This window comes from Halobacillus sp. ABA4_118, assembly GCF_056160205.1.
The window spans coordinates 3,747,844-3,774,335 of the sequence record NZ_JBSWWS010000001.1 but is presented as its reverse complement, the minus strand read 5'-3'; the positions used below and the strand labels follow the sequence as shown (position 1 = coordinate 3,774,335).

Here is a 26,492-nt window from a genome sequence, read left to right as displayed (position 1 = left end):
CGTTTCATTTTAGTATTTAACATAAGCAGCTCCAACAATAATAAGGAGAATAAACAAAACAACAATCAGCGCAAAGCCTGCTCCGTATCCGTAGCTCATGATCTCACCCCCTGTTCATAATTAGTTTATGCGGGGGTTTTTGTTTGGGAAAGGCATCCATCATGCATTACGGTGAATTCCACGTTTTGCGGGGCGGATGATTTTTTTGCTTCAGACACATCCAAAACTTGTTTTTATCCGTATTCTATATAAAACGTGAAGGATTTGATAAAAACAGATATACTAGTATCATTATGGATTTAAAGGAGATTTCTGAATGGCCCAACCGACAGACTTGGATTTGTATGAACGAATCAGGCAGAAAGATAAAGAGGCCCTTGAAGTTCTTTACGACCGATATGAAAAATTGCTGTACTCCTTTGCCTTTCGAATGATGAAGGATTCGCAGGCAGCAGAGGAAGTCATGCAGGATGTATTTATGAAGTTGTGGAGAGGGAAAGGGGCCGGTCAGTATGTCAGCGGGCGGGGAAAGTTCTCCAGCTGGCTTTTGACGATTACCAGGAATGCTTCCATTGATTTAATAAGAAAGAAAAAAGTTCAGGAAGTAGAATGGGATCAGCGTGATTCTGTTCATGAAGACCTGCCGGGCGTTGAGCAGGAAATTGAAGATAAAGAGGAGCGGGATCAGCTTCGAAGAGCTGTTCATACGCTCCCGGACGAACAACAGAGAATGATTTGTCTCTTTTATTTTCAAGGGATGTCTCAAAGAGAGATTGCGGAAAAATGTGATATCCCCCTCGGTACCGTCAAAGGACGTGTCCGGCTGGCGCTGAAGAAATTGAGAGAGCACCTTGAGAAAGAAGGGGGGATCGTTTATGAACGATAAACCATGTGACCACATCCTGGATTATATAAATGATCAATTATCAGATATCGAGCGAAAACAGTTTGAAAAACACTTATCCGAATGCCCCCGGTGCCAGGAAGAACTGAAGGAATTGGAAGACTTGATGGGGGATCTGCCGTCGTATATGGAGCAGACGGAACCACCTTCAGGTATGAAGCAGAGGGTATTGGACGAAGTCTTCTCAAATGAGGAGGAAGACAACACACCTGTCCGTACGAAGAGACCTGTGAAGTGGAAAGCCTGGTCAGGTGTACTGGCTGCAGGACTGCTTCTTTCCATTGGTATGAACGTGTATACTGGACTGGAAGTATCCGATCTGGCCTCAGAAAATGAACAGTTGGAATCGAGCCTTACGGAAATCCAAACAGTTCTTTCCGAACTGGAGGACAGCGAATCCGGTACAGCTTCACCGCTGCAGCAGACAGAACTGGCTTCTGCTGAAGGGACCAATGCTGCTGGAACAGCTACGTTATTAAACCGGGAAACTAAACAGGAGCTTCTCGTACAAACGCAGAATCTGGAAAACCTGGAACCAGGCGAAGTGTATCAAGTATGGCTGATTGAAGGAGAGACACCCGAACCGGCTGGTGCTTTCACAACGAATGATACCGGCAGTGGTGGAGTAGCATTTACGATAAATGAAGAAAAATCGTGGGATGCTGTTGCCATTACGAAGGAACCACAGACGGGCAACCAAACGCCGCAGGGAGATATTATTCTTCAAGCCGGACTTTAATAGAAAAGAGCTTTCCGTGGATAAGCGGAAAGCTCTTTTTTGTTTTCGTTATGTTTCGCTGTCGACCAGTCTTCTGATTTCATTGAGGATCTGCTGTTGATCTTCAATCCGATTCACAAGTTCCCCTTCTCTTACAAGCCACTGCCCCCGCTCAAGCTCAAGCTCCTGAATCTGTTCCTGAAGAAGGGTGATCTCTCCTTGAAGAGTTTCCAATTCCTGACGCAGCTCTTCTAACTCCTTTTCCGAGCATGTGTCATCATAATACCAGTCATGAATGACCAGAGCAGTTTCAGGCTCAACTCTGTACGAATATTCCGGGTCGTTATTTCCGATAACCCATACGGAAAATCCGAGAAAATAGGAAAGGTCCTCCAGCGTTTCCTTGTAGGCAGTCCAGCCATTCGCTTGAACAGCCGGAGATTTAACAGGAGAAACAGCCTCGTTCCAAGGAAACTTCAGTCCATATTCAAGAGCTGGAATGTTAAATCCGCCAAAATAAATCTCTTTTCCGGTGACTTCATGGAATTGCTGGATTTCCTGCAGGACGTTCTGCTTCCTGTTGTAAACCTCTGTGGATGTCATGGAAGCTTTGATTTGTTCGACAGTTGGAACTGCCTGATTGTTCAGTTCAAACCAGGCATCAATAGATATGAAATCGACAAGCTTCCAATAAGAGCGGTTGATTTTTGCTGTAAAATCCTGCTGTGTCTGAGGACTCCAGGATGCAGTATACCACCAGTTCGTACGCAATACGACGATACCTTCAAACTGCCGCCTCGTTTCTGTGATCATCGCCTCCCAGTCGGATTCCATGGATTCAAAGTTGACGAGGTTGGAGGCAATATTCAATCCCCAGACTTGATAGGGGATGGCGATGGTGGTAATTAAAGGATTGAGCACCGTCGTCTGCCACAACATAAACCATCGTTTTTTATCTGCGGGGTTCCATTCGGTTTCCCCGTACTGTCCTCCTTGGATGAATGGGAACGGCTCCAGCATCACTTGAATCCCTTTACTGGTCAAAACCTCAATCAATTCGACCGCTTTTTGTTTTTGAGCTTCATTGATTGTCATGGTTAATGATGTACGGCTGGGAATGTCCACCCGGATCGGTACATTCACAGTGTTTAAGTTCAGGCGGAGGATATCATTCAAAATCAGCTCCGGATTAAAATTATCCAGCACCCACAAGTTTCCCGATTTAATTTTCCCAGGCTGCACAGGGTTGTTTATATTATCCATAGTTATCGTAACCTCCAGGTTATGATCTTGTCTTAGGAATAGTGTATGCGCGTGCCCCTGCTCCGGCAGGGTGACAGGCCAGATGAAATGAAATAAGTAGATAGAAAACATACCAGGTCCCCTGACATAGAGCGCTTGATAGACGTTATTCCTGGTGGGGGTGACTAGTTTCCAAAAAAAATCATAGAAATAGTGATCCACATATCATCTCCTCTCGTTAGCTGTATGAAACCAATTCAAAGAGGAGTGGATGAATCAATGACACACAGAGTAAATTGGAAGAAGACTTTTGCAGCGCTTCCGCTATCAGCAGCTCTATTAATACCTACAGCGAGCCCGGCCTTTGCCGACCATCATGGCGACCATGAACAAATGGACAAAGTAACGGTAACTACCCCGGCCGCCGATCTTCGTGCGACTCTGGATCATTATCTTTCTGAACATGCCTACCTGGCTGTCGTAACGATGCAGAAAGGATTGGAAGGCGGTGAAGACTTTGAACAGGCAGCCGCTGCCCTGCAGGCGAATACGAAGGACCTATCCGGTGCTGTCGGATCTGTCTACGGGGAAGAGGCTGGCAGCCAGTTTGAAGACCTATGGTCCGAACACATTGGTTATTTCGTTGACTACGTAAAAGCAACAGCGGAAGATGATGAAGAGGGACGTCAGGCCGCCCTTGATAATCTTGACGACTACCGACAGGATTTCTCATCCTTTATGGAATCAGCAACAGGAGAGAGATTAGAAGCCTCTGCCTTGGCTGAAGGGCTTCAAATGCACGTAGATCAACTAGTTGGAGCTTTTGACAGCTACGAGGAAGGCGATTTTGATGAAGCTTACGAAAATCTCCGTATGAGCATCGAGCATATGTACGGTGTTGGTAAAGGATTATCAACAGCCATTACAGACCAGTTCCCGGAGAAGTTTGAAAATACAACGCCGGCCACACCAGCCGCTGATCTCCGTGCTGACTTGAACCATCTTCTCTCTGAACACGCAGCTCTTGCCGTTCTCGCTATGCAGAAAGGTGGCGACGGAGCGGAGGACTTTGAAGAAGCTGCCGAAGCTTTGAGTCATAACACAGAAGATTTATCAGCAGCTATTTCCTCTGTCTACGGGGAAGAAGCGGGTGCACAGTTTGAAGACATGTGGTCCGAACACATCGGCTACTTTGTTGATTATGTAAAAGCAACAGGAAATGATGATGAGCAGGCGAAAGAAGAAGCATTGAAAGCTCTTGATGGGTACAGACAGGAATTTTCCAAATTCCTTGATACAGCAACAGAAGGTAAATTGATGGCTGAAAATACAGCAGAAGGTCTGCAGATGCACGTGCAGCAGTTGACTGGAGCTTTTGATAACTATGTGAATGGTGACTACGAAATGGCCTATGAGCAGGTACGTGAAGCATACGGCCACATGTACGGCGTAGGAAAAGGATTATCCGGAGCCATTGTGGAGCAGAATCCTGACATGTTTGCCAGCGACATGCCATCTGAAATGCCGAAAACCGGCTTGGGCGGTACGAGTGATGATGGCGGGCTGAATGCCTGGATGATCGCTTTCGCTTCCATGGGTATGGCTGTTCTTGCTGCCTTCATCGGTTTCCGCCGTAAGCAGGATCAAGCGTAAAAAGAACAGATTCCAATGCGGGGTGTTCTCATCCCGACATTGTTTTCCATAAAGGTATTAAAAAAGAGTGGTGTCTTATCTGGACACCACTCTTTTTTATGGATGTATTTAGAATTTTTTGACAACCGAGTCGTTTTCTTTTCTTCTATATGAACTTTGTCTTATGATTTAAACCAGGTACCTTTCTCAGGAGCCAATGAATGATGGACACTCAGGAGGAGATGAAAGCATGAATGTAACAGAATGGTCCGTTCCATCGATACCATCCATGGAAGGGAAAATCGTAGTTGTGACAGGTGGGAATGGAGGCCTTGGTCTGGAAGCAGTCAAAGTCCTCGGTGAAAAAGGGGCCACAGTGATTATGGCTTCACGTTCTAAGAAACGTGGAGAACAAGCCGCCGATCTGCTAAAGAGACAACAGTCAGATATTCGAGTAGACGTAATGGAGCTGGATTTAGCAGATTTGGATTCTGTCGCTTCCTTTGCAGAACAATTCAAAGAGAAATATGACCGCCTTGATATCTTGATGAATAACGCCGGAGTGATGACAACGCCTTATGGTAAAACGAAGGATGGCTTCGAGCTTCAGTTCGGAACCAATCACCTGGGTCATTTTGCTTTAACGGCCCGCTTATTTGAACGGTTAGCCGCTACAGAAGGCTCCCGGGTTGTGACAATCAGCAGCAATGCCCACAAATCGGGCTCTGTGAACTTTGATAACCTTATGTTTGAACAGGGGAAAGGATACACCCCTATGAAATCATACAGCCGCTCAAAGTTTGCTAATTTACTATTTGCCTTTGAACTGCAGCGCAGGATCGATCAGGCCGGACTATCCATCAAATCACTTGGTGCCCACCCCGGGGGAGCACAGACGGATCTCGCCCGTCATATTGAAGACCGTTTCTTATACAAAGCTCTGAGTGGTGTGTTGAAACGTGTCACCCAGAGTGCCTATGAAGGAGCACTTCCGGGGATACGCGCAGCCACTGATCCGGAGCTTGAAGGCGGCCGTTATGTTGGACCTTCAGGATTTATGGAGATGAAAGGAGCTCCTGTCGTCGTGAAGCCGAAAACTGAAACCCTTGATGTAGTGGATGCGGAAGAACTTTGGACAGAATCCGAGCGTCTTACCGGAGTTTCTTTCACGGTCACAAGCTGATAAAAAGGACACCTTCTCAAGGTGTCCTTTTTATAGTTACGTATGGACGGTTGTTTCTTTTACCTGCTTCACGAACTCTTTCATAATGTTCGGGAGATCCGGCCAGGCATGTCCGGATACGAGATTCCCATCAACATAATTCATTTCATTCATATATTCGGCACCAATACTCTCCACCTCCGGCTGGCAGGCCGAATATGCGGTCATTTTCCTTCCGCGGGCCACATCAGGGACAGTCGTCAGGACAAGGCTGCCATGGCACATGACGGCAACCGGCTTATCGTTTTCAAAAAAGTGGCGGACCATACCCGGAATTTCTTCATTCATGCGGATGTGTTCCGGAGCACGTCCACCAGGGATGATCAAGGCATCATAATTTTCCGGTGTCACATCAGCAAATGCAATTCCGGCTTCAATTAAGTATCCGGGCTTTTCCGTATACGTTTCCCAATCCTCGAAATCATGGATGACGGTATTCAGTTTCTTTTGATGAGGGGCGGCAATGTCAACTTCGAAACCTTCTTCCAGGCAGCGGAAATAAGGGTAGTACACTTCCAGGGCTTCAACAGCATCTCCAGTAATGATCAACACTTTCTTTGCAGTCATTCCATACCCTCCTTGTCATGAATAAATACAGTACGTCCATTCCCTTAATCCATGATTTGTAATCCGCTTTCCAAAAGAATAAAACAGAGGCCCTGCACAAAGCAGAGCCCCCTGAGTCAGGTTGTTAGTTCAGTAAACCTCCAAAAATAACAGGGACGTAGAAATAGACGATAACAATAGAGAAGAGGATGCAGCTGATGTTCAGCCAGATTCCTGTTGAAGCCATCCGGCTCATTTTGATGTAACCGGTTGCGAAAACAATCGCATTCGGTGGTGCCGCTACAGGGAACATAAAGGCAAACGTCGCACCCATACAAGCAGCTACCATAAGAATAATAGGATCTGTTCCTAAGGCAGCCGCGCCTGCAGCAACAATAGGGTAGACCATTGTAGAAGTAGCTGTGTTTGATGTGAACTCGGTTAACATCGTGATGACGGCGATGATTAAACCAATCATAAGGAAGAATGGGATGCTGCTGTAATTGACGAGCTGGCTGCCGATCCATTTATCCAGACCGGAACTGACGATACCCGCAGCAAGAGCGAGACCTCCTCCGAAAAGCCAGAGGATTCCCCAGGGCAGTTTCAGGACTGTATCCCAATCGAGAATGCTTCCTTCTTTATTTTTGGCAGGAATTAAGAAGAGCAGGACTGCTCCAAGCAGTGCGATAATCGTGTCATCAATACCGGGAATAAAGCGTTCAAGGACAAGACTCCGCGTAATCCAAGCCAGCGCTGTCAGGGAAAATACAGTCAGTACAATCTTCTCTTCGTAACTCATTTTTCCAAGTTCTTTTAATTCCTTCTTTATAATTTTTCTTCCGCCTGGAATGTTCTTGATTTTCATTGGATAGGCGACTTTAACAAGATAGAGCCAGACGAGAGGTACAAGAAGAACAACCATGGGAAGACCGAACATCATCCATCGGGCAAAGGAAATGTCAATGCCATATAAATTATTCACCGTTGCAGCCAAAATCGTGTTGGCCGGAGCACCGATCAGTGTGCCGAATCCACCGATGGTTGCTGCATACGCGGTTCCGAGCATAATGGCGGTACCAAAAGGGAAGTTTCCGGGAGTTACATCTGTGTTGTTTTTCAAGGATTCGGCTACGTGTTTCGTAACAGCCAGGCTGATTGGAACCATCATCATTGTACTGGCTGTATTGGAAATCCACATCGATAAAAAACCGGTCGCTGTCATGAAACCAAGTATAATCATATTCGGACTGCTTCCTATAAAGGCAATGATAGCTAAAGCGATTCGTTTATGAAGGTTCCATTTTTCCATCGTTAAAGCAATCATAAAACTCCCAGCGAATAAAAAGATCAGAGGATCGCCATAAGAGGAGGAAACTTCACCGGTCTCCATCACTCCTGTTAACGGAAAAAGCAGCAGCGGAAGCAGGGACGTGACCGGAATCGGCAGCGCTTCGGTTACCCACCATGTAGCAATCCAGCTGATCAGACCAAGCATCTGGACCGCTTCTGCGCTCATTCCTTCCGGCTGAACCAGTGAGGTAATCAACACATATAAAAGGGGTCCCACAAACAATCCGATTTTCTGAGGGGTGGAATAATTCCCCGGTCGTGGAGGTTTGTCATCGACGAGTTCCTTTGATGGATCAATCTCTTCCTGTACAGCTGCATTCGAAGAAGATTTTGCAAATACAAAAGAAGTTACATGCTTTATATCCTTTCGAAGGCTGCGATCCCATTTCCATAATTGCTCCCAGACAGAATGTAAGTACATCCGTTTATCCCTTCCTTTCACCTTTTTGATAACGCTTTCATGTCTGAATGATACTTTACGTATACATTATTGTCAAACTATTTTCAAAAATTGGTATATTTATCTTTTACATCAAATTTAATTTGACATTAACGTATACATTAATTAATATTTAGAATAGTTAAACAAAAAATCTTTCAGGAGGAATGTATCGATGGAAAACAAACAACATTTTAAACTAGCTGTAATTCCGGGTGATGGTATTGGAGAGGAAGTCATTCAAGAAGGGCTTCGTGTCGTCGATCATCTATCAAAGACTTCTAATAAGTTCACTTTTGAAAGCGATTACTTTCCTTGGGGATGTGAATATTACCTTGAACATGGAAAGATGATGGATGAGGATGGACTGGAAAGAATCAAAGATCATGATGCTATTTACTTCGGAGCTGTTGGATATCCGACCGTTCCCGATCATATAAGCCTCTGGGGACTCCGTCTGGCGATTTGTCAAGGTTTTGATCAGTGGGCCAATATTCGTCCGGTTGAGTTCCTGCCAGGTGTAGAAGGGAAATTGAATCATCCGGAAAAGGAAAAGTTGAACTGGGTGTTAGTCAGGGAAAATACAGAAGGTGAATACTCCGGTATCGGCGGTCGTAATTTTGCCGGGCGTGGACCTGGAAAAGAAGTGGCCGTCCAGTCTTCTGTATTTACAGAGGAAGGCTGTGAACGAGTGATTCGCCACGCCTTTGATCTGGCCATGAAGAGAGACCGGAAAAAAGTGACCAGTGTCACAAAAAGTAATGCCCAGCAGTACGGCATGGTATTGTGGGATGAAGTTTTCAAGCGCGTAAGCCGGGACTATCCTGAAGTCGAAACCGATCAATGGCTCGTGGATGCGATGGCTGCACGCTTCGTACTTCATCCGGAAGAGCTTGAAGTAGTGGTGGCTTCCAACCTTCATGCGGATATTTTATCCGATCTCGGCAGTGCTCTTGCTGGAAGTCTTGGAATCGCCCCGAGTGCAAATATTCATCTGGACGGCCGTTTCCCAAGTATGTTTGAATCTGTCCACGGCTCTGCCCCTGATATTGCAGGACAGGGAATCGCCAACCCGATCGGAACCATCGGCAGTGCTGCCCTCATGCTGGAACACCTTGGACTGAAGCAGGAAGCAGACTTAATTAATGAGGCCATCCGTGCTACAACGAAAGATGGTATCTTAACAGCAGACATTGGGGGAACCAGCTCGACAAGAGAAGTCACAGACGCGATTATCTCACACATTTCATCCAAATACGCAAATGTCTAAATTCCATACAGGGTAAAAAGGGAGTGCGCTCTCTTTTTACTCTCTTCTTGTTATAATGGAAGGAAGACAAAAGTCAGAGTGGTGAATTTATGAGAGAACAATCATCAGTGAGTACAGAACCGCATACAAGAGTAGAGGAAATGAAGGAACGGTTGGCGCCGATCATCCATCATGTGTCCGAACGAAAACTGCCGGCCAGAGCGTATCAGATTTTACGACTGGCAATCAGAAACCTGAAGCTTCTGCCGGGCCCGACCATCCTGGAACGGGAGATTGCAGAAGTTTTAGATATGAGCCGCACTCCTGTTAGGGAAGCATTAATCCGTCTGCAGACCGAAGGAGTCGTCCACCTGATCCCTAGAAAAGGGTTTGAAGTTGAACCGATATCTGCTAAAGATTTGAAAGAAATCTATGAAGTGGTGGAAATGTTGGAAGGATTAGCCGCCGGCCTTGCTGTATCAGTCATGGACGGTGATGATCTGGACCATCTGGAAGAACTTATTTCCCAGCAGGAACAGGCGTTGTCACACAATGATCTTGATGAATGGGCAAGGCTGGATAACTTGTTTCACTTTACAATTATAGAACATGCAGGGAATCAACGACTGGCTAATGTGATTGATGTTCATGCCGATCAATTGTACCGCGCCCGCCTGCTTACGATAAATAAACGTCCGCTCCCGTTGCAGTCGATTGTAGAGCACAGGGCCATAGCTGCGTGTATGAAGGCGGGTAACGCAGAAGCGGCTCAGGCCTCGATGCAGTCGCACCGGAAAAGAGCAAGGAATGAAATCCTTGAGGTGCTTGAAGAAGATCAAGACTCTATGTAAACGAAGTACGGGAGGACATTTGGAGAGGATACGTCTATGAAATGTATAGTAGCCCCTGACTCTTATAAAGGCAGTTTATCTGCTGTTGAAGTTGCCCGGAGTATGGAAGAAGGCATTAAACAGGTGTTTCCTTCCTGTGAGGTCCGTTCATTTCCGCTTGCAGATGGAGGAGAGGGTACGGTTGAGTCCCTTGTGAAGAGCACGGGTGGAAAGCTTCAAACTAACGAAGTGACCGGCCCCCTTGGTGGAAAAGTACAAGCGGCTTGGGGCATTCTGGGAGACGGGGAGACGGCTGTCATAGAAATGGCCGCAGCTTCCGGTATTACACTCCTTGCCGAAGAAGATTTGAATCCCTATGAAACAACGACATACGGCACGGGTGAACTGATTAAAAAAGCGCTGGATTACGGAGCAAAGAAAGTAATCCTCGGCATAGGCGGCAGTGCCACTAATGACGGCGGCGCGGGTATGGCTGCCGCACTTGGAGCAGAGCTGCTGGATAGGGAAGGGCGCCTGCTGCCTAATGGAGGGAAAGCACTTTTGGATCTCCATGAAATCAGGACGGATCAATTGGACAAAAGGATTTTTTCTACTCTGTTCATAACCGCCTGTGATGTTGAAAATCCACTGTGTGGACCTGAAGGGGCTTCAGCTGTTTTCGGCCCTCAAAAGGGAGCCACGCCGGAGATGGTAGAAGTACTGGACCAGGCGTTACATCATTATGGAATGCAGATTCACAAATATCTCAATAAGGATATCAGGCATGAAAAAGGGGCTGGGGCAGCCGGAGGCCTGGGAGCTGGTTTGATGGCGTTCTTAAACGCTGAATTAAAGCCGGGCATTGAAATCGTTCTGGATAGTATTGATTTCAACGCTGAACTGGAAGGTGCGGATTTCGTACTTACCGGGGAAGGGAAAACAGATCGCCAGACGTTATTCGGCAAGGCTCCTATGGGCGTAGGAATGAGAGCAAAACAGTTTAACGTTCCTGTCTTTTGTATAGCTGGGAGTTTGAGCGATGGTTATGCGCTTCTTGAAGAAAAAGGCATTCAAGCCTTTTTCAGTATTGCCCACGCGCCCTCCACTCTCGATTATTTAAGTGAACATGCTGGTCCTCTTGTTGAGGAAACCGCAAAAAACATCATGAATGTTTACAAAACGGTCTATAAAGATAATACCGCTTCTGCAATATCAAGCGTCTGATCCCCTTGAAGATCTCTTCCTGAGCCAAAAGGAAGAGATCTTTTGTATGCGCTTCCTGTTTTTGCGAAGGGTTTGGAAGGTATAACAGAACTAAGGAAAAGGAGGATTTACTGTGTATTACGCAGGCATTGACTTATCAGGTCCGAGCAATCATGCCGATACGGTCGTGATGATTTTTGAGGACAGGAAAGATGCACTGATTTTCAAAGAAAAAGTCACTCCGGCCAGTGACGGGGACATTATAGATACACTGAGCAGGCTGGCATCAGAGGGGAAGGTTGTGGTCGGAATCGATGCGCCACTGTCTTATCAGGATGGTGGGGGCGATCGCATGAGAGACCGTTCTTTACGGCAGTTCCTTATGGGAGAAGGAGGACGATCCTCCTCCATTATGACTCCGACTATGACACGAATGGTGTACCTGACTCTGAGGGGGATTCGGTTATCAAGAGAGCTTTCCCATTTGGATACGCCGTATGATATTCAAGTCGTTGAAGTCCATCCCGGTGCAGCTGTTCTGACACGGGTGGATGACGCAGACCATTTTCTTTCGTACAAAAAAGACCGCTCTATCCGAAAAGAAGTGCTGGATTGGTTGAGGGATCACATGAATATGCTCGATATTCCGGAAGAATCACTCGAACATGTCCATACGCTGGATGCCTGCGGATCTGCTCTTGCCGCATGGGGATGGAATGACTCAAAATTGGTATCTCCCTGGAGCTATCAAGCCGAACCGCCACTGCACCCTTATGACTTCTGCTGTTAAAATCCGCCCGCTTGGAAAAAACGGTATGGATAAAAATAAGCAGGATCCGCCGAAACAATATACGACGGATCCTGCTTATTTTTCAGGAATTCTTTCACAGGCAAAGGATATAGTCTCCTCGGTCTGTTTTATACAATTCCAATATAGGACATCAAAATTCCTACTACTGTTGCCACAAACGGAATGAGCAGAGCAACGATGAAGATATCTTTATAGGAATCTTTGTGGGTTAAGCCTGTAATCGCAAATACAGTCAATAGGGCACCGTTATGCGGAAGAATCGAAGCTCCGGATGCAATGGCTGTAATCCGGTGAAGGATTTCCGGGTTCATTCCCATCTCCATCGCCTGCTGGTAATAGTCAGATCCGAGAGCATTCAAGGTAATGTTCATTCCCCCTGATGCGGATCCGGTGATCATCGCCAGCACCTGAGTAGCTAACGCATCTGAAATGACAAGGCCGCCTTTGATGTTCAATAACGCTTCTTTAATCGCTGGGAAAGCAGGGGAAGCCTGAACGACTGCTCCAAATCCAACGGCTGCACCTGTATTCACAACGGCAGTTACAGCGCCTTTGGCTCCATCATTCAATGCTGTGATGAACTCGTGGAATGCTTTCCAATTCAAGATAATCGTTAGAATAATTCCGATGAATAAAGCAATCAGCATTTCTACGTTGAAGATGTTAATCAAAAGGACTACACAGAGAAGCGGCAGGAAGGATAAAAAGACGCTGGGATCGTTCCCGGAACTCTCGGTTCCAACCTTATTCTGCGGCTCTGTAAAGCCTTCTCCGGCTTTCGTCAGTTTATTCGCCCGGTAGGAAAGATAAAAGTATCCGCCGACAGCCATAATCAATCCGGTGACAATACCGATGATCGGCGCGGCCATCATCGTTGTATCAAAGTATTCGGTAGGAATATAGTTCTGGACCTGAGCTGTACCGGGTAGAGCAGTCATTGTAAAGGTGAACGCACCAAGCACAATTGTTCCTGGAATTACTTTCCGACTGATATCGGCTTCTCTGAACAAGTTAATAGCCAGAGGATACATAACAAAGACGACAACAAATAGACTCACACCGCCATAAGTTAGGATGGCAGCACCTAAAAGGACCCCTAAAATCGCCCGCTCTTTTCCGACAATTCTGGATAAAAAGCTGGCTACTTTCCGGGCACTCCCTGTTACTTCCATCAGTTTTCCGAAGACCGCCCCAAACAGGAAGATTGGGAAGAAGTCTCTCGCAAATGAAGCAAACCCACTCATGAAGTCAGATGTGAATGCATCCAGAATATTCATGCCTGATAGAATCGCTACGATCGAAGCAGCAATTGGGGCAATCCATAGAATGGACCAGCCTAAGTAAGCCATGATCATTAAAGAGACAAGTCCTATGATAATAGCAAACATGGTATTACCTCCTTTTGGTAATTATTATAAGTAAAATTGCGTTTGACAAAACTCGACAATATTTTGCAACAAGAAATATCTTACTCTCACGCTTTACAGTAATCAATAGAAATAGAAAGATAGAGAATTCATGCATTTTTCGGGGAAAAACGAATATTCCGCATAATTCGTAATGCATGAAATGGAAATTGTTTTTGGGTACAATCGAATACGAGTTAAAAGCAGCAGCTCATCAAGAACATACATGAGAGAGGTTGATAGACATGGTTGAAAACAAAGTTGTATTTATTACAGGAGCAGCCCAGGGAATCGGGTACCAAATCGGAAAAGTCTTTGCAGAAAATGGTGCAAAAGTCGTCTTGTCTGATATTAATGAAGACGGTGTACAAGAAGCCGCAAAGTCGCTGACCGAGCAGAACTTAACGGCTATGGGGGTAAAAGCGGATGTTACGAGCGAAGATGAAATCAATGCCGCTATTAACCAGACGGTTGAAACCTATGGCCGCATTGACGTACTTATCAATAACGCAGGGCTTCAGCACGTATCTCCTCTTGAAGAATTCCCAACAGAAAAATTCAAGTTGATGCAGGACATCATGCTGACAGCACCATTCATCGCAACGAAAGCGGTCTTCCCGATCATGAAGGAGCAGGGGCAGGGACGTATCCTGAACATGGCTTCCATTAACGGTGTCATCGGCTTCTCTGGTAAAGCCGCATACAACAGTGCCAAGCACGGAGTCATCGGCTTGACGAAAGTGAGTGCCCTTGAAGGTGCAGAACATGGCATCACAGTTAACGCTGTAGCCCCTGGGTATGTAGATACACCACTTGTACGTGGTCAATTGAAGGATCTTGCCAAATCCCGCGGCGTGGAACTGGAAAAGGTGTTGGAGGAAGTTATTTATCCACTAGTTCCTCAAAAACGCCTGCTTCAAGTAGAAGAAATTGCAGACTACTCTATGTTCCTTGCCAGTGACAAAGCGAAAAGTGTAACAGGCCAAACCGTCCTTATTGATGGTGGATATACAGCTCAGTAAGTAAACGAAAATGATTGATAACATATAAAAGGAACCGTTCATTGAATAAAATGAACGGTTCCTTTTTATGTAGAAATAGACGGGTGTGAAATGAAGGGTCCATCAGCCCCGAAGCTGGTTTACGGCTGATCTTCCCGTTTCCCGGTGGGTGGCGCTGCTGTTTTTCTTTGATTCCTGTACGACGATGACAGCCGTAATGACGAGGCCGACCCCTGCGTACTGCCAAAAGGTCAACTGCTCCTGAAAGACGAGAAAACCCATGAGTGTGGCGACCACTGGTTCAATGGTAGCGATAATGGAGGCCTTGCTCGATTCTACGAAACTCAAACCTTTCGTGTATAGAATAAACGGAAGCATCGTAGATAAGAGCCCCAGTCCCAGTACATAGAGCCATGTGGATACGGTTGAAAATAAAGAAGCCTCATTCCAAAGGCCGCTGAATGGTACGATAGCGAGCGATGCGAATACAAACGTATAAAAGGTAACCGTCAGTGAATCATAGTGCACAAGGGCAAACTTCCCGAAAATGCTGTATAACGCATAAAAGAATCCTGATCCAAGTCCAAGAATCAGTCCATACATGGAAATGGATTGTTCCGAATGTGGAACGATGCCGACGACAAGTGAGCAGCCAAGAAAGGTAATCAAAAGAGCAGAGACTTTCCGCAACGTCAATGATTCTTTGAAAATCAGCCGTGAAAGCATTGTGACAAACGCCGGAGCTGTGTAGAGAAGGATGGATGCTACAGAAATAGACGTTTCCTCAATCGCACTGAACAAGCACCAGTTAAAGAGGACGATACTGATGATCCCCGTCCCGATAAAGTATCGGCTGTCACCTGCTTTTATTTTAAAGAAACGGCGGTCTTTTGATAATAGGTAAACCCCCAGAAGCAGGCTGGCTGATAAAACCCTCAGCGACACGACTTGTCCAGGGGTGAATCCGATATTGTACAAGTAAGTGACGTAAAAACCGATGATCCCCCATAAAGCGGCACCTGTACCGATTGAAAAAAGAGCAGACTTTTGACTCATTGTGACTTCCTCCATCCGATTTGATATATGGAATGCTATCAGAATCTGCAAGGATTGGATAGATTCTGTTCTTTCTTTTCTAAAAAAACGGCGTCTGCATGGACGATGATGTAATGATTGCCGAGACCTGCACCGGCTGACCCGTAACTGGATCAGCCGTTTTTCTGTATAAAGGACCCGGGTGTTTAAAAAGAAGAACGGAGCAGAGTAGACGAATTATGAACATACAGGGGAGGTTTGGAAGGAGAAATGTGTGCATGATGGATGAATAGGGTGACACAAAAGAGTAGGAGCAAGGAACCCGGTGTAAAGTCTCTTTTTGGTCATTTTTTCCTCATGTTATACTATCCTCTTCATTACTTAAGGGGAAAAGTGGACATCAAACTAATAGAACCTTTCCCCCATGACCCAGACGATTACAAGAGGAGACATGACCATGCAGACGATTTACTACGGAGGAAATATTCTTACTATGGAAGAGGAAAATACGCTTGTCGAATCGATATTAATCGAAGATGGATGGATTAAACGTAAGGGCGCGCTTCAGGAAATCGAGAAGGAAGCACATCCATCAGAGGTGGAAAAAGTGGACTTGAAAGGGAAAACGTTAATGCCTTCGTTTATTGACCCCCACGGGCACATCTCTTTTGTAGGTCCGGTTTCCCGGATGGCAGATCTGAGCGGCTGCGAAAACTTTGAAGACGTCAAGCGCACGCTTCGTCAATACATAGAGCAGCAGGAAGACGAACAAGACGGAGTGATTATTGGGTTTGGCTATGATCACACGATATTGGATGAGGGACACCACCCTGCCAAGGATATCCTGAACGAGATCACAGATCGACCTCTCTTTGTTTTTCACGCTTCCGCTCACATGGGTTGTGCTAACGACGCTCTTCTGCAAATGGCAGGCGTTGATTCCGAAACGGAGGAAGTCGAAGGTGGAACCATTGGCCGGATGGCAGAAAGTATGGAACCAAACGGATATTTTGAGGAAACAAGTCTTTCATTAATTCAACCGTATCTGCAACAAGGGATGGAAATGGATGCTTTGAAGATGGTGGAAGAAGGACAGAACGTTTATATACAGAATGGGATAACAACTGTGCAGGATGGAGCCGCCTCTCAGCAGTTCGTCGAGTTGTGTAAATCCTTAGCTGAAGAGGACCGACTGCTTATTGATGTCGTATCCTACCCTCTTATGGACACCAATCCGAATGAGATCTTTGCATCCAACCCTCTTTATGCGAAGCAATACCATAAACGCTTGAAGCTTGGTGGATACAAAATGTTCTTAGATGGCTCTCCGCAGGGGAAAACAGCCTGGCTTACGGAACCTTATGAAGGAGAGGAAACGTATAGAGGCAGTGCCTGGTACAGCGATGAGCATGTGAAGCAGTTTACAAAACAGGCGGTTCAAGACAATGTTCAATTGTTAACTCACTGCAATGGAGATGCAGCAGCCGATCAGCTGCTGAGAAGCTATAAAGCTTCTGTAGAAGAAACGGAAGATCCGGAGAAAGATGTGCTCAGACCGGTCATGATTCACTGCCAGACCGTCCGTGATGATCAGCTGGATGAAATGAAGAAGATTGGAATGATCCCTTCTATGTTTGTTGATCATACGTATTACTGGGGAGATGTCCACTTGAAAAACCTCGGTGAAGAGCGGGGAAACCGGATCAGTCCGGCTAAATCAGCCATAAAAAAAGGTCTTCCTGTCAATTTCCATCAGGACGCTCCTGTTATCAAGCCGAATATGCTTCAAACGATCTGGAGTGCTGTGAATAGAAAAACGAGAACAGGAGTAACGATTGGAGCAGAACAGCGTACGACCGTGTATGAAGCTCTTCAAGCCGTTACGATTCATGCCGCCTATCAATATGGAGAAGAAGAGACAAAAGGAAGCCTTCATGCAGGGAAGCTAGCTGATTTGGTCATTCTTGATCAGAGCCCCTTCCAAGTAGACCCCATGCAGATCAAAGAAATACAGATTGAAGAAACAATTAAGGAAGGACGCACCTTATACAAAAGGGAAGAAAACCAGGGGAATCCAAATGCATTGTGAGCCTTGCCGTTTTCGTTTTAATAAAGCCGCCTGTCCAAGTAGGACAGGCGGTTTTTTTTGCTTAGGCTTTTGTTTTATACGATGTTATATGATCCTGCAGCGTGTCATCACTGCCGAATAGGAAGTGTTTCTTCATATCTGGTGAATACGTGGAGTTTACAGCTGTGCGTCCGACAGTTTCGACTACTTCACGAAGCATAGCCGGAGACGCTCCACAGCAGAGTCCCAGGTAGTTCACACCGATACCGTGAGCTTCCTTAGCCCATTCTGCCAATTCATAACGGTTCGTATAGAGCGGGTCGAGAGATGTTGGGAACGTTGTTTCCGTTGGAAGCGTGCAGGCACAGCCACCGTCCGGCAGGTTGAAGAAAGTAGGATGCTCCTCCGTTGTCCGGTAAGGGATTGGAAGGGCCCCAACATAACCGTCCACGGTTTTACGGATTTTCTCAACGTACGGCTGCATCGTTGCCGGACCGCGGAAACAGTTCATTCCTACAACGAGCGCCCCTTTTTCTTCTAATAAGCGGCAGGCCTCTTCGACTTCATAGCCATCTCGCAAGACGTTCTCCCCCATCAGACCGAATGTGATGACAGCAGGGAGGTCCTGCTTTTGAATTTCTTCAAGAGCAATCAGAGCTTCTTCATAGTAGTAGAAGGTTTCACCATTCACGAAATCTACACCTTCCTCTTTACACCAGCCGATCATCTCTGCAAACATGCTCCTTGTTTTCTCAACAGCTTCAGGATTATCCGGATTGAACAGGTTGGTATTGGAAACGTTCCCAGCCACAAGAGCTTCTTCCTCTGGATGCTCTTGAGCCACCTCTTTAGCCAGACGAATTGCCTGACGGTTGAGCGGTTCCAGTAATTCTTCTTTTCCAATAATTCTCATTTTTTCGCGGTGACCGTTATACGTGAATGCTAACACAACGTCGGAGCCCGCAAGCATATAGTCTCGATAAGTCTGTTTGAGTGCCTCCGGGTTATCCAGCGCTACTTCCGGTACGAAGGATCCAGCTTGTAAATAGCCGCGGCGCTCCAATTCAAACAAGTAACCTTCTCCACAAATGACGGGTCCATCCTGTAACCTCTGCTCTAATGATCGTTTCATTTCACAACAACCTTTCCATTTGGTATTGAATAAATATATTAGAAAGCTCATCCTTCTAAAGGAATATGCTGACTCACAGATTCTGATGGAGCTCTTTTTAACAGAAGAAGTGGTGTATATTTCCATTAAAAAAAGACCTCCTTTGATAAGGGGCCTTCCATTTATCTAAGACTCCTTATCTTCAAGGCAGTATAACTGCCTTCTGGATTTAGCACCGTGCCAATGGCTGGTTGCTGAGGTATCAAAGGGCCAGTCCCTACACCTCTCTGGATAAGTTCGTATGTAATTTTTAAAGCAGCTGATCCGTTTGATCAACGTGTATCCTTTCGCTTGCGTTATACATTACAGGAAAATATAGTGAGAATCAATAGAATTTTCGGAAAAAATACACCGGTATTTAAAAGCGGAAGTTAAGAAGGCAGCGCCGTTTCGACGATAATGGGAAAATGAACGTAGACTTATAGGTGGAGGGGTTCTCTTCATTATGAAACTTTATACAAGGCATTTCGTAGTCCCTTATAGAAGGTTTTGTATGGGGGAGCAGGCGATGTGTTCTGTCTTAACAGGAATGGTTTTTCTGTCTTAGGGATTGTGGTGGGAAGTGCGTAAAAAATGGAGGTTGGTAGAATGAACGTTTATGTCTATGCTTTAGATACCTTGGCAGACTGGGAACTTGGCTATGTAACCGCTGAGTTGAACTCGGGGCAGTACTTTAAAAGAAGACGGGAAGATGTTTCACTTCAGGTGGCAGGGGCAGGAAAAGAAACAATTACGACAAAAGGAGGGATGAGGATTACACCTGATATAACCACGGATGAGATCCTCCTTTCTCCTTCGACCGTTTTGCTGCTGCCCGGAGCAGATACGTGGAACCGATGTATCCATCAACCCATCATACATAAAGCAGCGAAGCTTCTGGACTGTGGGGCGACGGTTGCTGCCATTTGTGGGGCCACACCGATGCTTGCTGAAGCCGGTTTGTTGAACAATCGTTTCCATACCAGCAACAGTCTTGAATATCTTTAAATGGTCCGTCCGAACTATGATGGGGAGGCGTATTACAAGGACATAAAGGCCGTAGCGGATCAGAACCTTATAACAGCCAGCTCTGCAGGAGCCCTTTTATTCGCGAAACTAATACTTAAGCACTTGAACGTTTTTTCGGAAAGAACCCTGAAAGCATGGGATACGTACTTCAGCACAGGCGATCTCCGGTACTTTTACATATTGATGGAAACCTAGGAGAAATAGATTCAATGGAAGTGATGTCTCAAGGTGGGAGAGGAGGAGAGCATGGACAAAGCATTCCATTTTTTATTCATCATTCTTATCTTTATTGTGTATCATGTCGTATCATTCGGAGATACTCCCGCTCCTTTTGGGATAGGCGTCAAAGAGTTGGGAGATCAGACAACGAGGGTCGAAGAATATAATTGGAGACGAAGCACCGTTCATCAAACTGCTATAAGCTGGAAGTCGCTGGAGGGAAAGCCGGAAGAACTGACGTATCTCTGGGTGAATGAAAAACAATTAAGACAAATGTATGCGGCCTTCCTTTCTTATATCCTGCTATTGGTCTATTTCCCTCTATCTAAGCTCATAAGATTGAAATACAGCATAAAAGAGAAGGATACGGGGCTGAATCCTTTTTGGAAGGGAGTTTTATTTATACTGGGTACAGGCATCTACACAGCCGTATTGATCACCGGCATTGTGCAATATCAAGAGCTGTTGGATGAAACCACTCGCTTACTAGCTGAACTGGAGCCCCTGATGCATCAGGATGAATGAAGGGATTTCAGATTACATCACGAAGAAAAGGGAGCACGATAAAAGTGCTCCCTTTTCTTTGTTCAATGAGAGGATCGATCTATACGTTTACTCTGTCACCCTGGTGACCTTGCTGATCTGCATAGGTTCCTCCTGCAGCGGAAGGCCTTTTTCGACACTTCCTACATCACATAGAGGAATGAAACTGGTTGTCCCAGGTACAAGTAGATCATCAATTTCAAGAACATAGTCTTCCAGTCCTCGATACCTGCCGACAAAAATGCCTGCTCCTTCTTCTACGAAGAAAGTGATGCCAATCGTATCTCCGCAGCGGAAACGGCTGGAGATGACATTAGCTAGTCCAGTAACACAGCAGCTGCAGGTGATTACATCCACATCAGGATGACAATCCTTTTTACACGGTTTATGATTCATACCATACACCTCCTGAATATCAAGATAGTACATTCTATGACAGGATATGAATTTGGTATAGATGAATATCACAGTCTCTGAAAAGATAGAGAAGCAGATGGGTTTTCTATTATTTTTACTAAGGCAGCCGGAATTATGACAGACCGAATTATACATGTAGGTAAGGCATTCCCCATTCGATAATGAAACGTAAACCTCGTTCTTTGCGGAAGTTACCCATGGTCGAAGTTCATTTCGTTTTCAATTCGGCTTTTGTTGATGGATTGTATAAGGCCATAACCCCCTCAGAATCCACACCTCCAAAAAATCATCGTTTTCGTTCAGGAACAGTGCCTGTCATCAGGTTCAGGAAAGAGGATGATTTCCATAGAGGGGATCGGTTGGGATCTAGGATAGGAGGTATAAGAAAGAAAGACTTTTCAAAGGAAATGATTGAAAAGTCTTTCTTTTTTCATAAGCGTTTAAAACTCTTTTTTCAGCGGGAATCGGGGGAAAAGGTTATTCATGAATTGAAGTTTAAAAACAGCGGGGTGATGGGATAATGAGTCCGGAACAAATAGGTTTTGCGCTATTATACATTGGTGTATTTCTTATCATCGGGAAGATTATCAGAGTAAAAGTGAAAATATTTCAGGATCTCTTTTTGCCGGCATCGATTATCGGCGGCTTTATAGCTTTATTATTAGGTCCTCAGGTGCTTGGGAAAATTGCAGCCCAATTTGTGTCAGAAGGGCATTTCTTAACGAACGGCATTATGACAGATACGATTATCCAGGTTTGGTCAGCCCTTCCAGGGTTAATGATTAACGTAGTTTTTGCTTCTCTCTTCTTGGGAGCGGCTATGCCTAAATTGAAAGACGTCTGGACCTACGGCGGCCCTCAGCTTGCCTTTGGCTGGGCCGTCGGGTGGGGACAGTATGTGATCGGTTTGTTAGTCGTACTGCTGATTCTAACACCCTTTTTCGATATTCCAGCGATGGCCGGTGCTCTTATTGAAGTGGCTTTTGAAGGAGGACACGGTACAGCGGCGGGAATGGCAAGTACATTTGAAGAGCTTGGTTTTTCAGAAGCCTTCGATTTAGCGATCGGCCTGGCCACTGTGGGTGTTTTATCAGGGGTCATCTTCGGTATTATCTTGATTAACTGGGCGGTCCGGAACAACAAGACCGAGGTCATCAAGGATGCTCATGGATTTTCTGAACTGCGGAAGAGCGGCATCATGGAATATCAGAATCGTGAACCTGCCGGGAAAATGACTCTCCGCCCTGAATCCATCGAGCCGTTATCCTTCCACCTCTCCATCATAATGGTCGCCATTCTGATTGGCTGGGGTATTTTACAAGGGCTGATCGGACTTGAAAGCATCACGATTGCCAATTGGACAGGATCAAGCTTCATGACATACATTCCATTGTTTCCGGTTGCTATGTTCGGCGGCATTATCATTCAGATTTTCTTTAACAAAAATGATAAATACAACTTGATTGATCGGAGAATGGTGAACCGCATCCAGGGGCTGGCTCTGGACTTGTTAATTATCTCAGCCATCGCAACGGTTTCCCTGGAAGTGATCGGGGACTATCTTGTGCCTTTCTTAATTTTGGCTGTGGCCGGGATTTCCTGGAACCTCTTCAGCTTTATTTTCCTTGCTCCCAAGATCATTCCAAATTACTGGTTTGAACGAGGGATCGGAGATTTTGGTCAATCCATGGGGGTGACGGCCACGGGCCTTCTATTGATGCGCATCGTCGATCCGGACAACGAGTCCCCGGCATTTGAAGCTTTCGGCTATAAGCAGCTCGTTTATGAACCATTTTTAGGAGGTGGCCTCGTCACCGCACTTTCTGTCCCATTCATTGCCGGTGTCGGTCCGTGGGCCGGACTTATTCTCGCTTTATGCATGACGGCCCTGGGTATATTCGTCGGCATTTTCCATTTTGGGAAACAAAAGAATCAAGAGTAGACAAGGAAGCTGCTTAAACGCAGCTTCTTTTTTTCGTCAAGAACGTTTGGTTTGTTCTAAAATAAGGAATCATTTATTAAATTTTGAAACTGGATGCCCCTGGTGTTCGTAGAGTCAGGAAAGAACGAGAGGTGGGGGTTGTTTCATGATCAAAAAGGTTTCCATTGTCTTTGCTGTTCTTTTTTTTACTGCAGGATGCACATCTTCCCAGTCTTCTTTAGACCATGAAGAAAATACCACAACGAAAGATGATGTATCGAAAGTGCTCACGCAGCTGTTCACAGGACCGGGAGAAGAGGTTAAGGAGTTGTATGAAGAAGGCAGTTATGAAAAGGTTCATGCCTATTATACGGAGCAGTTCGCACCCTATTTAACGGAGGATTATATGGATCAGGCGATGAAGACGAATCTGCTTACAAGGTATCACCAACAAGCGTACAGCAGTGAAGTGAAGATGGAAGTGGAAAATAAAGACATCCAGCAAAGCGACGTAGAAACAGATTATATTTTTGATTACCAGGTGAATGTAGATAATGGTGAAACGGCTGATGTTCGTGGGAGAGTAAACACAAATGAAGATGGGGAAATCACTCGGATCTATTTTACGGAGGGCCAGGCATTGAGGCATGCTTTTGATACCGTGGAAAAAACATCGGACGGATTATTTGAGTATGACCATTCAAGTCTGGAGACCCGTTCTTCTGATGAATCGTTTCAGCCCCAATTCCCTCAAGTGATGCCTTATGAGGTGCATGGTGTCGAAATAAAAGCTGGAACGAAGGAAGATAAAGATACTCTTTTAACGTTTATTTTTCATGGTGAGTCGGGAGAATCCATGACATTGACCACGATGAAAGAGGAAGACCTTTCATTGGAGGGCATGGAAACGGAAGAGATTGCTGTTGGTGATGGTACAGGAAAGTATGCCGTGGATAACAACACAAAATATTTGAAATGGACGGCAGAAGCTATTACCTATAAACTCGAAAGTCGTCTGGAGCAGTTATCTAAAGATACCCTCGTTTTAGTAGCGGAGTCTTTTGAATAAGTGGAAGCTCATGTCTATTTATGTGGAGGTTAAAGCGTTTTATAACCAAAAGAGTCCGTTGTTCCCTTCCAAGCATTAAAAAGGTGGTGCTGAAAAAATGAACAAGGACATCATGCTATGCCCTGACTGTGGCCGTAAACTCAAAGCGGGATACATATTCTCTCCGCGGAAGATTTGCTGGTCAGAATCGCCTGATTCGATTGTTATGGATTTTGGCAGTGAGGTTCTGGTAGAAAGTGCGCTTCTTAAAGTAAGGAAGATTCCAGCTCATAGGTGTGAAGCCTGTCAAAAGGTGATATTCGGCTATGAGCAGTAGAAATGACGGAGATGAACGGATTTTAAAAAGGCATCCTGAGAAAGAGGTGTAAAGGAAACCGCACGGGATTCTCTAAGGAACCTTGGCTCGGCGCAGTCTTTTTCTGACTGCTGGTTGGTCACCTTGATTGATTATCCTTCAAATTCGATAAACCATACGACATCCTTTGTCCCTTCTCCAACAAAATGGTTTAATGAAAGAAAGGAAAGGGTGGGAGAACTGTGAATATTCTCATAAGTGAAGTAATATGGCCGGAGGGCGTGGAGATTCTTGAGAATCAAGGCCACGAAGTAACATACGATAAAGAATGGTATAAGAACAGAAGAGGACTGCTGGAGCATCTTCGGGACGCTGATGCGTTGATTGTACGGAACCAGACCCAGGTGGATGAGGAGCTGTTGAGCTGTGCACCAAATCTTAAGGTCATCGGCCGGCTAGGCGTAGGTTTGGATAATATTGAACGGAACGAAGCGGAAAACCGGGGGATTTCTGTCATCTCAGCTAAAAACGCGAATGCCGTGTCTGTGGCGGAGTATGTGATGCAGGCGGTTCTCAGCGCCGGCCGCCCTCTGCATGAAGCCCATAAGAGTGTGACTGAAGGCAAGTGGGAAAGAAAGGTACATACCGGATTTGAAATAAGTGGAAAAACGCTCGGGTTCATTGGTCTGGGGGAGATTTCCCACAGGACAGCAAAACGGGCAAAGGCTTTCGGTATGAATGTGATCGGCTATGATCCTTTTCGTACTGAATATGATTATATGATTGACGAAACGGGCGTTGTGAAAAAAGAATGGGAAGACGTACTGAGGACGTCCGATTTTCTTTCCATTCACGTGCCATTCAATGCGGCTACGAAAAACCTTGTGGACAGAGAAGCCTTACGGATGATGAAACCTTATGCCTGGGTCATCAATACCGCAAGGGGCGGCATTGTCGATGAGACTGCTCTGGCTGACACCTTACATGAAGGGCGTTTGGCAGGTGCTTTTCTCGATGTGCTGGAAAATGAACCTGTCCAACCTGAAAACCCTATCCTCCATGCACCGGGCGTCAGGCTGACCCCTCACATCGCCGGTTTAACAGAGGAATCGCAGAAGAGGATTTCTGTTATGATTGCGGCGGAAGTGAATCAGGAACTTCAAGGCATCCCTTCTTTGTGCCGTGTATAGTTTTTAAGCTGTATTGACCACTTCTCTATCCTTCTGCTATAGTTTTACTAGTTATGAAGGGGAGTAGCTTTAACAGTAAAGTCATCATGACAGAGTTTCCGCTCTCGGCTTTACTGGCGGCATACATGCTGCTGGCAGGACCTTTACCAATCAGGGTAAGGGTCTTTTTGTGTGCTTCTGTAAACGATACAGAAGCCTTCATCAGGAAGGGGAATAAAACATGGAATCTATTTGGATTGAATACGGGTGGACCCTGTTAATTTTAATCGGTCTTGAAGGTTTGTTATCTGCGGATAATGCTCTTGTTCTCGCCGTGATAGCTAAACATCTGCCGGAGGACCAGAAGAAACGGGCGATCAATTATGGAATTATCGGTGCTTTTGTTTTCCGTTTCAGTGCTTTATTTGCTATATCGTTCATCGCCAGTGTATGGCAGGTGCAGGCTCTTGGTGCCGCCTACCTGATCTACCTTGGTTTGAAAAATATTTTATCGAGGGAGAGTGACGATGAAGAAACAGCACAGGAAGGAAAAGGAAAGGGCTTCTGGCCGACGGTTGTGAAAATCGGGTTTGCCGATTTGGTTTTCGCTATCGACTCCATCCTTGCTGCTGTGGCGCTGGCTCTTGCGCTTCCGGAATCACCGCTGCCAGTAATCGGAGGCATGGACGGTGGTCAATTCATCGTGGTTATAACAGCAGGTATTGCCGGTTTGGTCTTGATTAAATTCGCTGCTTCCTGGTTCGTGAAGCTTTTAGAAACACGTCCAAGTTTGGAGACGACGGCTTATCTAATTGTTGCCTGGGTCGGGGTGAAACTTGCTGTCATAACGTTATCCCATAAGGATGTCGGTATACTGGATGAACATTTCGCTCATGGTCTTGTGTGGACGGTGATCTTCTGGACCCTTTTACTTGGTATCGCTGTCGGTGGCTGGTTCCTGTCTGGTCGTCACCTGAACAGAGCCTACGAAAAAAATGCTTCTTAATGAAAATGGATCCCA

General features: G+C 45.7%; 26 protein-coding genes and 1 riboswitch. Of the genes, 18 read left to right on the top strand and 8 right to left on the bottom strand.

Going from position 1 to position 26,492, the window contains the following annotated elements; all coding sequences use genetic code 11:
• Positions 1 to 9: 9 nt before the first annotated feature.
• Positions 10 to 99: a YjcZ family sporulation protein gene (locus ACXAGL_RS19385; RefSeq protein WP_035531392.1), complete on the bottom strand. Its 90-nt coding sequence runs from the start codon at positions 97 to 99 to the stop codon at positions 10 to 12.
• Between the two features lie 217 nt (positions 100 to 316).
• Between ACXAGL_RS19385 and ACXAGL_RS19380 the strand changes: the two genes are divergently transcribed.
• Positions 317 to 886, top strand: a complete 570-nt coding sequence (locus ACXAGL_RS19380; RefSeq protein ID WP_160836010.1) for an RNA polymerase sigma factor — start codon at positions 317 to 319, stop codon at positions 884 to 886.
• Positions 876 to 1,643 carry an anti-sigma factor gene (locus tag ACXAGL_RS19375; protein ID WP_474992248.1) on the top strand — a complete coding sequence of 256 codons (768 nt, stop codon included), beginning with the start codon at positions 876 to 878 and terminating at the stop codon, positions 1,641 to 1,643. Before ACXAGL_RS19380 ends, ACXAGL_RS19375 begins: the two co-directional genes overlap by 11 nt.
• A 48-nt stretch (positions 1,644 to 1,691) precedes the next feature.
• Here the strand turns inward: ACXAGL_RS19375 and ACXAGL_RS19370 are convergent, their stop codons facing one another.
• Positions 1,692 to 2,996, bottom strand: a complete 1,305-nt coding sequence (locus ACXAGL_RS19370; protein ID WP_474992245.1) for a glycoside hydrolase family 113 — start codon at positions 2,994 to 2,996, stop codon at positions 1,692 to 1,694.
• A 147-nt stretch (positions 2,997 to 3,143) separates the two neighbouring features.
• Between ACXAGL_RS19370 and ACXAGL_RS19365 the strand changes: the two genes are divergently transcribed.
• Together ACXAGL_RS19365 and ACXAGL_RS19360 are read left to right on the top strand one after the other, a co-directional pair.
• On the top strand, positions 3,144 to 4,517 hold the full coding sequence (locus tag ACXAGL_RS19365) for a copper amine oxidase (protein WP_474992244.1): 1,374 nt from the start codon (positions 3,144 to 3,146) through the stop codon (positions 4,515 to 4,517).
• A gap of 229 nt (positions 4,518 to 4,746) precedes the next feature.
• Entirely contained in the window at positions 4,747 to 5,679 is a 933-nt protein-coding gene (locus ACXAGL_RS19360; RefSeq protein ID WP_474992243.1) for an oxidoreductase, read from the top strand.
• A gap of 36 nt (positions 5,680 to 5,715) precedes the next feature.
• On the opposite strand, the gene ACXAGL_RS19355 is transcribed toward ACXAGL_RS19360, so the two are convergent.
• Both ACXAGL_RS19355 and ACXAGL_RS19350 read right to left on the bottom strand, forming a co-directional pair.
• On the bottom strand, positions 5,716 to 6,285 hold the full coding sequence (locus ACXAGL_RS19355) for a DJ-1/PfpI family protein (protein ID WP_474968874.1): 570 nt from the start codon (positions 6,283 to 6,285) through the stop codon (positions 5,716 to 5,718).
• 124 nt (positions 6,286 to 6,409) lie between these two features.
• Positions 6,410 to 8,038, bottom strand: a complete 1,629-nt coding sequence (locus ACXAGL_RS19350; protein ID WP_474992242.1) for an SLC13 family permease — start codon at positions 8,036 to 8,038, stop codon at positions 6,410 to 6,412.
• Positions 8,039 to 8,231: 193 nt separating this feature from the next.
• Between ACXAGL_RS19350 and ACXAGL_RS19345 the strand changes: the two genes are divergently transcribed.
• The 4 genes from ACXAGL_RS19345 (at position 8,232) to ACXAGL_RS19330 (ending at position 12,128) form a co-directional block, all read left to right on the top strand.
• The gene (locus ACXAGL_RS19345) at positions 8,232 to 9,326 is read left to right on the top strand and encodes a tartrate dehydrogenase (RefSeq protein ID WP_474992240.1); all 1,095 of its coding nucleotides are present in this window, start codon (positions 8,232 to 8,234) and stop codon (positions 9,324 to 9,326) included.
• 140 nt (positions 9,327 to 9,466) lie between these two features.
• Positions 9,467 to 10,156, top strand: a complete 690-nt coding sequence (locus ACXAGL_RS19340; RefSeq protein WP_237417222.1) for a GntR family transcriptional regulator — start codon at positions 9,467 to 9,469, stop codon at positions 10,154 to 10,156.
• Positions 10,157 to 10,192: 36 nt separating this feature from the next.
• A complete protein-coding gene (locus tag ACXAGL_RS19335; RefSeq protein ID WP_474992239.1) occupies positions 10,193 to 11,359 on the top strand; it encodes a glycerate kinase family protein in 1,167 nt (388 codons plus the stop codon).
• Between the two features lie 112 nt (positions 11,360 to 11,471).
• Positions 11,472 to 12,128, top strand: coding sequence for a DUF429 domain-containing protein (locus tag ACXAGL_RS19330; protein WP_474968870.1), 657 nt, complete (start codon positions 11,472 to 11,474; stop codon positions 12,126 to 12,128).
• 128 nt (positions 12,129 to 12,256) lie between these two features.
• On the opposite strand, the gene ACXAGL_RS19325 is transcribed toward ACXAGL_RS19330, so the two are convergent.
• Positions 12,257 to 13,537, bottom strand: a complete 1,281-nt coding sequence (locus ACXAGL_RS19325; RefSeq protein ID WP_474968869.1) for a GntP family permease — start codon at positions 13,535 to 13,537, stop codon at positions 12,257 to 12,259.
• Between the two features lie 263 nt (positions 13,538 to 13,800).
• On the opposite strand from ACXAGL_RS19325, the gene ACXAGL_RS19320 reads away from it, so the two are divergent.
• Positions 13,801 to 14,577, top strand: coding sequence for a 3-hydroxybutyrate dehydrogenase (locus ACXAGL_RS19320; protein ID WP_474968868.1), 777 nt, complete (start codon positions 13,801 to 13,803; stop codon positions 14,575 to 14,577).
• A gap of 102 nt (positions 14,578 to 14,679) precedes the next feature.
• Here ACXAGL_RS19320 and ACXAGL_RS19315 read toward each other — a convergent pair whose 3' ends face one another.
• Positions 14,680 to 15,612 carry a DMT family transporter gene (locus ACXAGL_RS19315; protein ID WP_474992237.1) on the bottom strand — a complete coding sequence of 311 codons (933 nt, stop codon included), beginning with the start codon at positions 15,610 to 15,612 and terminating at the stop codon, positions 14,680 to 14,682.
• Positions 15,613 to 16,048: 436 nt separating this feature from the next.
• On the opposite strand from ACXAGL_RS19315, the gene ACXAGL_RS19310 reads away from it, so the two are divergent.
• The gene (locus ACXAGL_RS19310; protein WP_474992235.1) at positions 16,049 to 17,680 is read left to right on the top strand and encodes an amidohydrolase; all 1,632 of its coding nucleotides are present in this window, start codon (positions 16,049 to 16,051) and stop codon (positions 17,678 to 17,680) included.
• A gap of 61 nt (positions 17,681 to 17,741) precedes the next feature.
• On the opposite strand, the gene ACXAGL_RS19305 is transcribed toward ACXAGL_RS19310, so the two are convergent.
• Positions 17,742 to 18,791 carry a homocysteine S-methyltransferase family protein gene (locus tag ACXAGL_RS19305; protein ID WP_474992233.1) on the bottom strand — a complete coding sequence of 350 codons (1,050 nt, stop codon included), beginning with the start codon at positions 18,789 to 18,791 and terminating at the stop codon, positions 17,742 to 17,744.
• Positions 18,792 to 18,963: 172 nt separating this feature from the next.
• A riboswitch (SAM riboswitch) is annotated at positions 18,964 to 19,068 on the bottom strand.
• 350 nt (positions 19,069 to 19,418) lie between these two features.
• Here ACXAGL_RS19305 and ACXAGL_RS19300 point away from each other — a divergent pair.
• Together ACXAGL_RS19300 and ACXAGL_RS19295 are read left to right on the top strand one after the other, a co-directional pair.
• Entirely contained in the window at positions 19,419 to 19,817 is a 399-nt protein-coding gene (locus tag ACXAGL_RS19300; RefSeq protein ID WP_474992232.1) for a DJ-1/PfpI family protein, read from the top strand.
• A gap of 267 nt (positions 19,818 to 20,084) precedes the next feature.
• Positions 20,085 to 20,582, top strand: a complete 498-nt coding sequence (locus ACXAGL_RS19295) for a hypothetical protein (RefSeq protein ID WP_474992231.1) — start codon at positions 20,085 to 20,087, stop codon at positions 20,580 to 20,582.
• An 87-nt stretch (positions 20,583 to 20,669) separates the two neighbouring features.
• On the opposite strand, the gene ACXAGL_RS19290 is transcribed toward ACXAGL_RS19295, so the two are convergent.
• Entirely contained in the window at positions 20,670 to 20,996 is a 327-nt protein-coding gene (locus ACXAGL_RS19290) for a hypothetical protein (RefSeq protein WP_474992229.1), read from the bottom strand.
• Between the two features lie 218 nt (positions 20,997 to 21,214).
• Between ACXAGL_RS19290 and ACXAGL_RS19285 the strand changes: the two genes are divergently transcribed.
• The 6 genes from ACXAGL_RS19285 to ACXAGL_RS19260 all read left to right on the top strand — a co-directional run bounded on the left by ACXAGL_RS19285 (position 21,215) and on the right by ACXAGL_RS19260 (position 26,477).
• Positions 21,215 to 21,538, top strand: coding sequence for a hypothetical protein (locus tag ACXAGL_RS19285; RefSeq protein WP_474992228.1), 324 nt, complete (start codon positions 21,215 to 21,217; stop codon positions 21,536 to 21,538).
• Entirely contained in the window at positions 21,538 to 22,959 is a 1,422-nt protein-coding gene (locus ACXAGL_RS19280; RefSeq protein ID WP_474992226.1) for a sodium/glutamate symporter, read from the top strand. Before ACXAGL_RS19285 ends, ACXAGL_RS19280 begins: the two co-directional genes overlap by 1 nt.
• A gap of 145 nt (positions 22,960 to 23,104) precedes the next feature.
• The gene (locus ACXAGL_RS19275; RefSeq protein ID WP_474992224.1) at positions 23,105 to 24,007 is read left to right on the top strand and encodes a DUF4367 domain-containing protein; all 903 of its coding nucleotides are present in this window, start codon (positions 23,105 to 23,107) and stop codon (positions 24,005 to 24,007) included.
• A gap of 97 nt (positions 24,008 to 24,104) precedes the next feature.
• Positions 24,105 to 24,323 (top strand): PF20097 family protein, encoded by a 219-nt coding sequence (locus ACXAGL_RS19270; RefSeq protein WP_474992222.1) that lies wholly within the window; start codon positions 24,105 to 24,107, stop codon positions 24,321 to 24,323.
• Positions 24,324 to 24,544: 221 nt separating this feature from the next.
• Positions 24,545 to 25,492, top strand: a complete 948-nt coding sequence (locus tag ACXAGL_RS19265) for a hydroxyacid dehydrogenase (RefSeq protein WP_474992221.1) — start codon at positions 24,545 to 24,547, stop codon at positions 25,490 to 25,492.
• A gap of 220 nt (positions 25,493 to 25,712) precedes the next feature.
• On the top strand, positions 25,713 to 26,477 hold the full coding sequence (locus ACXAGL_RS19260) for a TerC family protein (RefSeq protein ID WP_474992219.1): 765 nt from the start codon (positions 25,713 to 25,715) through the stop codon (positions 26,475 to 26,477).
• Positions 26,478 to 26,492: the final 15 nt, after the last annotated feature.

Coding starts and splice junctions, on each gene's coding strand:
- ACXAGL_RS19385 (WP_035531392.1), bottom strand. CDS start 99: ATGAGCTACGGATACGGAGCAGGCTTTGCGCTGATTGTTGTTTTGTTT.
- ACXAGL_RS19380 (WP_160836010.1), top strand. CDS start 317: ATGGCCCAACCGACAGACTTGGATTTGTATGAACGAATCAGGCAGAAA.
- ACXAGL_RS19375 (WP_474992248.1), top strand. CDS start 876: ATGAACGATAAACCATGTGACCACATCCTGGATTATATAAATGATCAA.
- ACXAGL_RS19370 (WP_474992245.1), bottom strand. CDS start 2,996: ATGTTTTCTATCTACTTATTTCATTTCATCTGGCCTGTCACCCTGCCG.
- ACXAGL_RS19365 (WP_474992244.1), top strand. CDS start 3,144: ATGACACACAGAGTAAATTGGAAGAAGACTTTTGCAGCGCTTCCGCTA.
- ACXAGL_RS19360 (WP_474992243.1), top strand. CDS start 4,747: ATGAATGTAACAGAATGGTCCGTTCCATCGATACCATCCATGGAAGGG.
- ACXAGL_RS19355 (WP_474968874.1), bottom strand. CDS start 6,285: ATGACTGCAAAGAAAGTGTTGATCATTACTGGAGATGCTGTTGAAGCC.
- ACXAGL_RS19350 (WP_474992242.1), bottom strand. CDS start 8,038: ATGTACTTACATTCTGTCTGGGAGCAATTATGGAAATGGGATCGCAGC.
- ACXAGL_RS19345 (WP_474992240.1), top strand. CDS start 8,232: ATGGAAAACAAACAACATTTTAAACTAGCTGTAATTCCGGGTGATGGT.
- ACXAGL_RS19340 (WP_237417222.1), top strand. CDS start 9,467: ATGAAGGAACGGTTGGCGCCGATCATCCATCATGTGTCCGAACGAAAA.
- ACXAGL_RS19335 (WP_474992239.1), top strand. CDS start 10,193: ATGAAATGTATAGTAGCCCCTGACTCTTATAAAGGCAGTTTATCTGCT.
- ACXAGL_RS19325 (WP_474968869.1), bottom strand. CDS start 13,537: ATGTTTGCTATTATCATAGGACTTGTCTCTTTAATGATCATGGCTTAC.
- ACXAGL_RS19320 (WP_474968868.1), top strand. CDS start 13,801: ATGGTTGAAAACAAAGTTGTATTTATTACAGGAGCAGCCCAGGGAATC.
- ACXAGL_RS19315 (WP_474992237.1), bottom strand. CDS start 15,612: ATGAGTCAAAAGTCTGCTCTTTTTTCAATCGGTACAGGTGCCGCTTTA.
- ACXAGL_RS19310 (WP_474992235.1), top strand. CDS start 16,049: ATGCAGACGATTTACTACGGAGGAAATATTCTTACTATGGAAGAGGAA.
- ACXAGL_RS19305 (WP_474992233.1), bottom strand. CDS start 18,791: ATGAAACGATCATTAGAGCAGAGGTTACAGGATGGACCCGTCATTTGT.
- ACXAGL_RS19300 (WP_474992232.1), top strand. CDS start 19,419: ATGAACGTTTATGTCTATGCTTTAGATACCTTGGCAGACTGGGAACTT.
- ACXAGL_RS19295 (WP_474992231.1), top strand. CDS start 20,085: ATGGACAAAGCATTCCATTTTTTATTCATCATTCTTATCTTTATTGTG.
- ACXAGL_RS19290 (WP_474992229.1), bottom strand. CDS start 20,996: ATGAATCATAAACCGTGTAAAAAGGATTGTCATCCTGATGTGGATGTA.
- ACXAGL_RS19285 (WP_474992228.1), top strand. CDS start 21,215: ATGGTCGAAGTTCATTTCGTTTTCAATTCGGCTTTTGTTGATGGATTG.
- ACXAGL_RS19280 (WP_474992226.1), top strand. CDS start 21,538: ATGAGTCCGGAACAAATAGGTTTTGCGCTATTATACATTGGTGTATTT.
- ACXAGL_RS19275 (WP_474992224.1), top strand. CDS start 23,105: ATGATCAAAAAGGTTTCCATTGTCTTTGCTGTTCTTTTTTTTACTGCA.
- ACXAGL_RS19270 (WP_474992222.1), top strand. CDS start 24,105: ATGAACAAGGACATCATGCTATGCCCTGACTGTGGCCGTAAACTCAAA.
- ACXAGL_RS19260 (WP_474992219.1), top strand. CDS start 25,713: ATGGAATCTATTTGGATTGAATACGGGTGGACCCTGTTAATTTTAATC.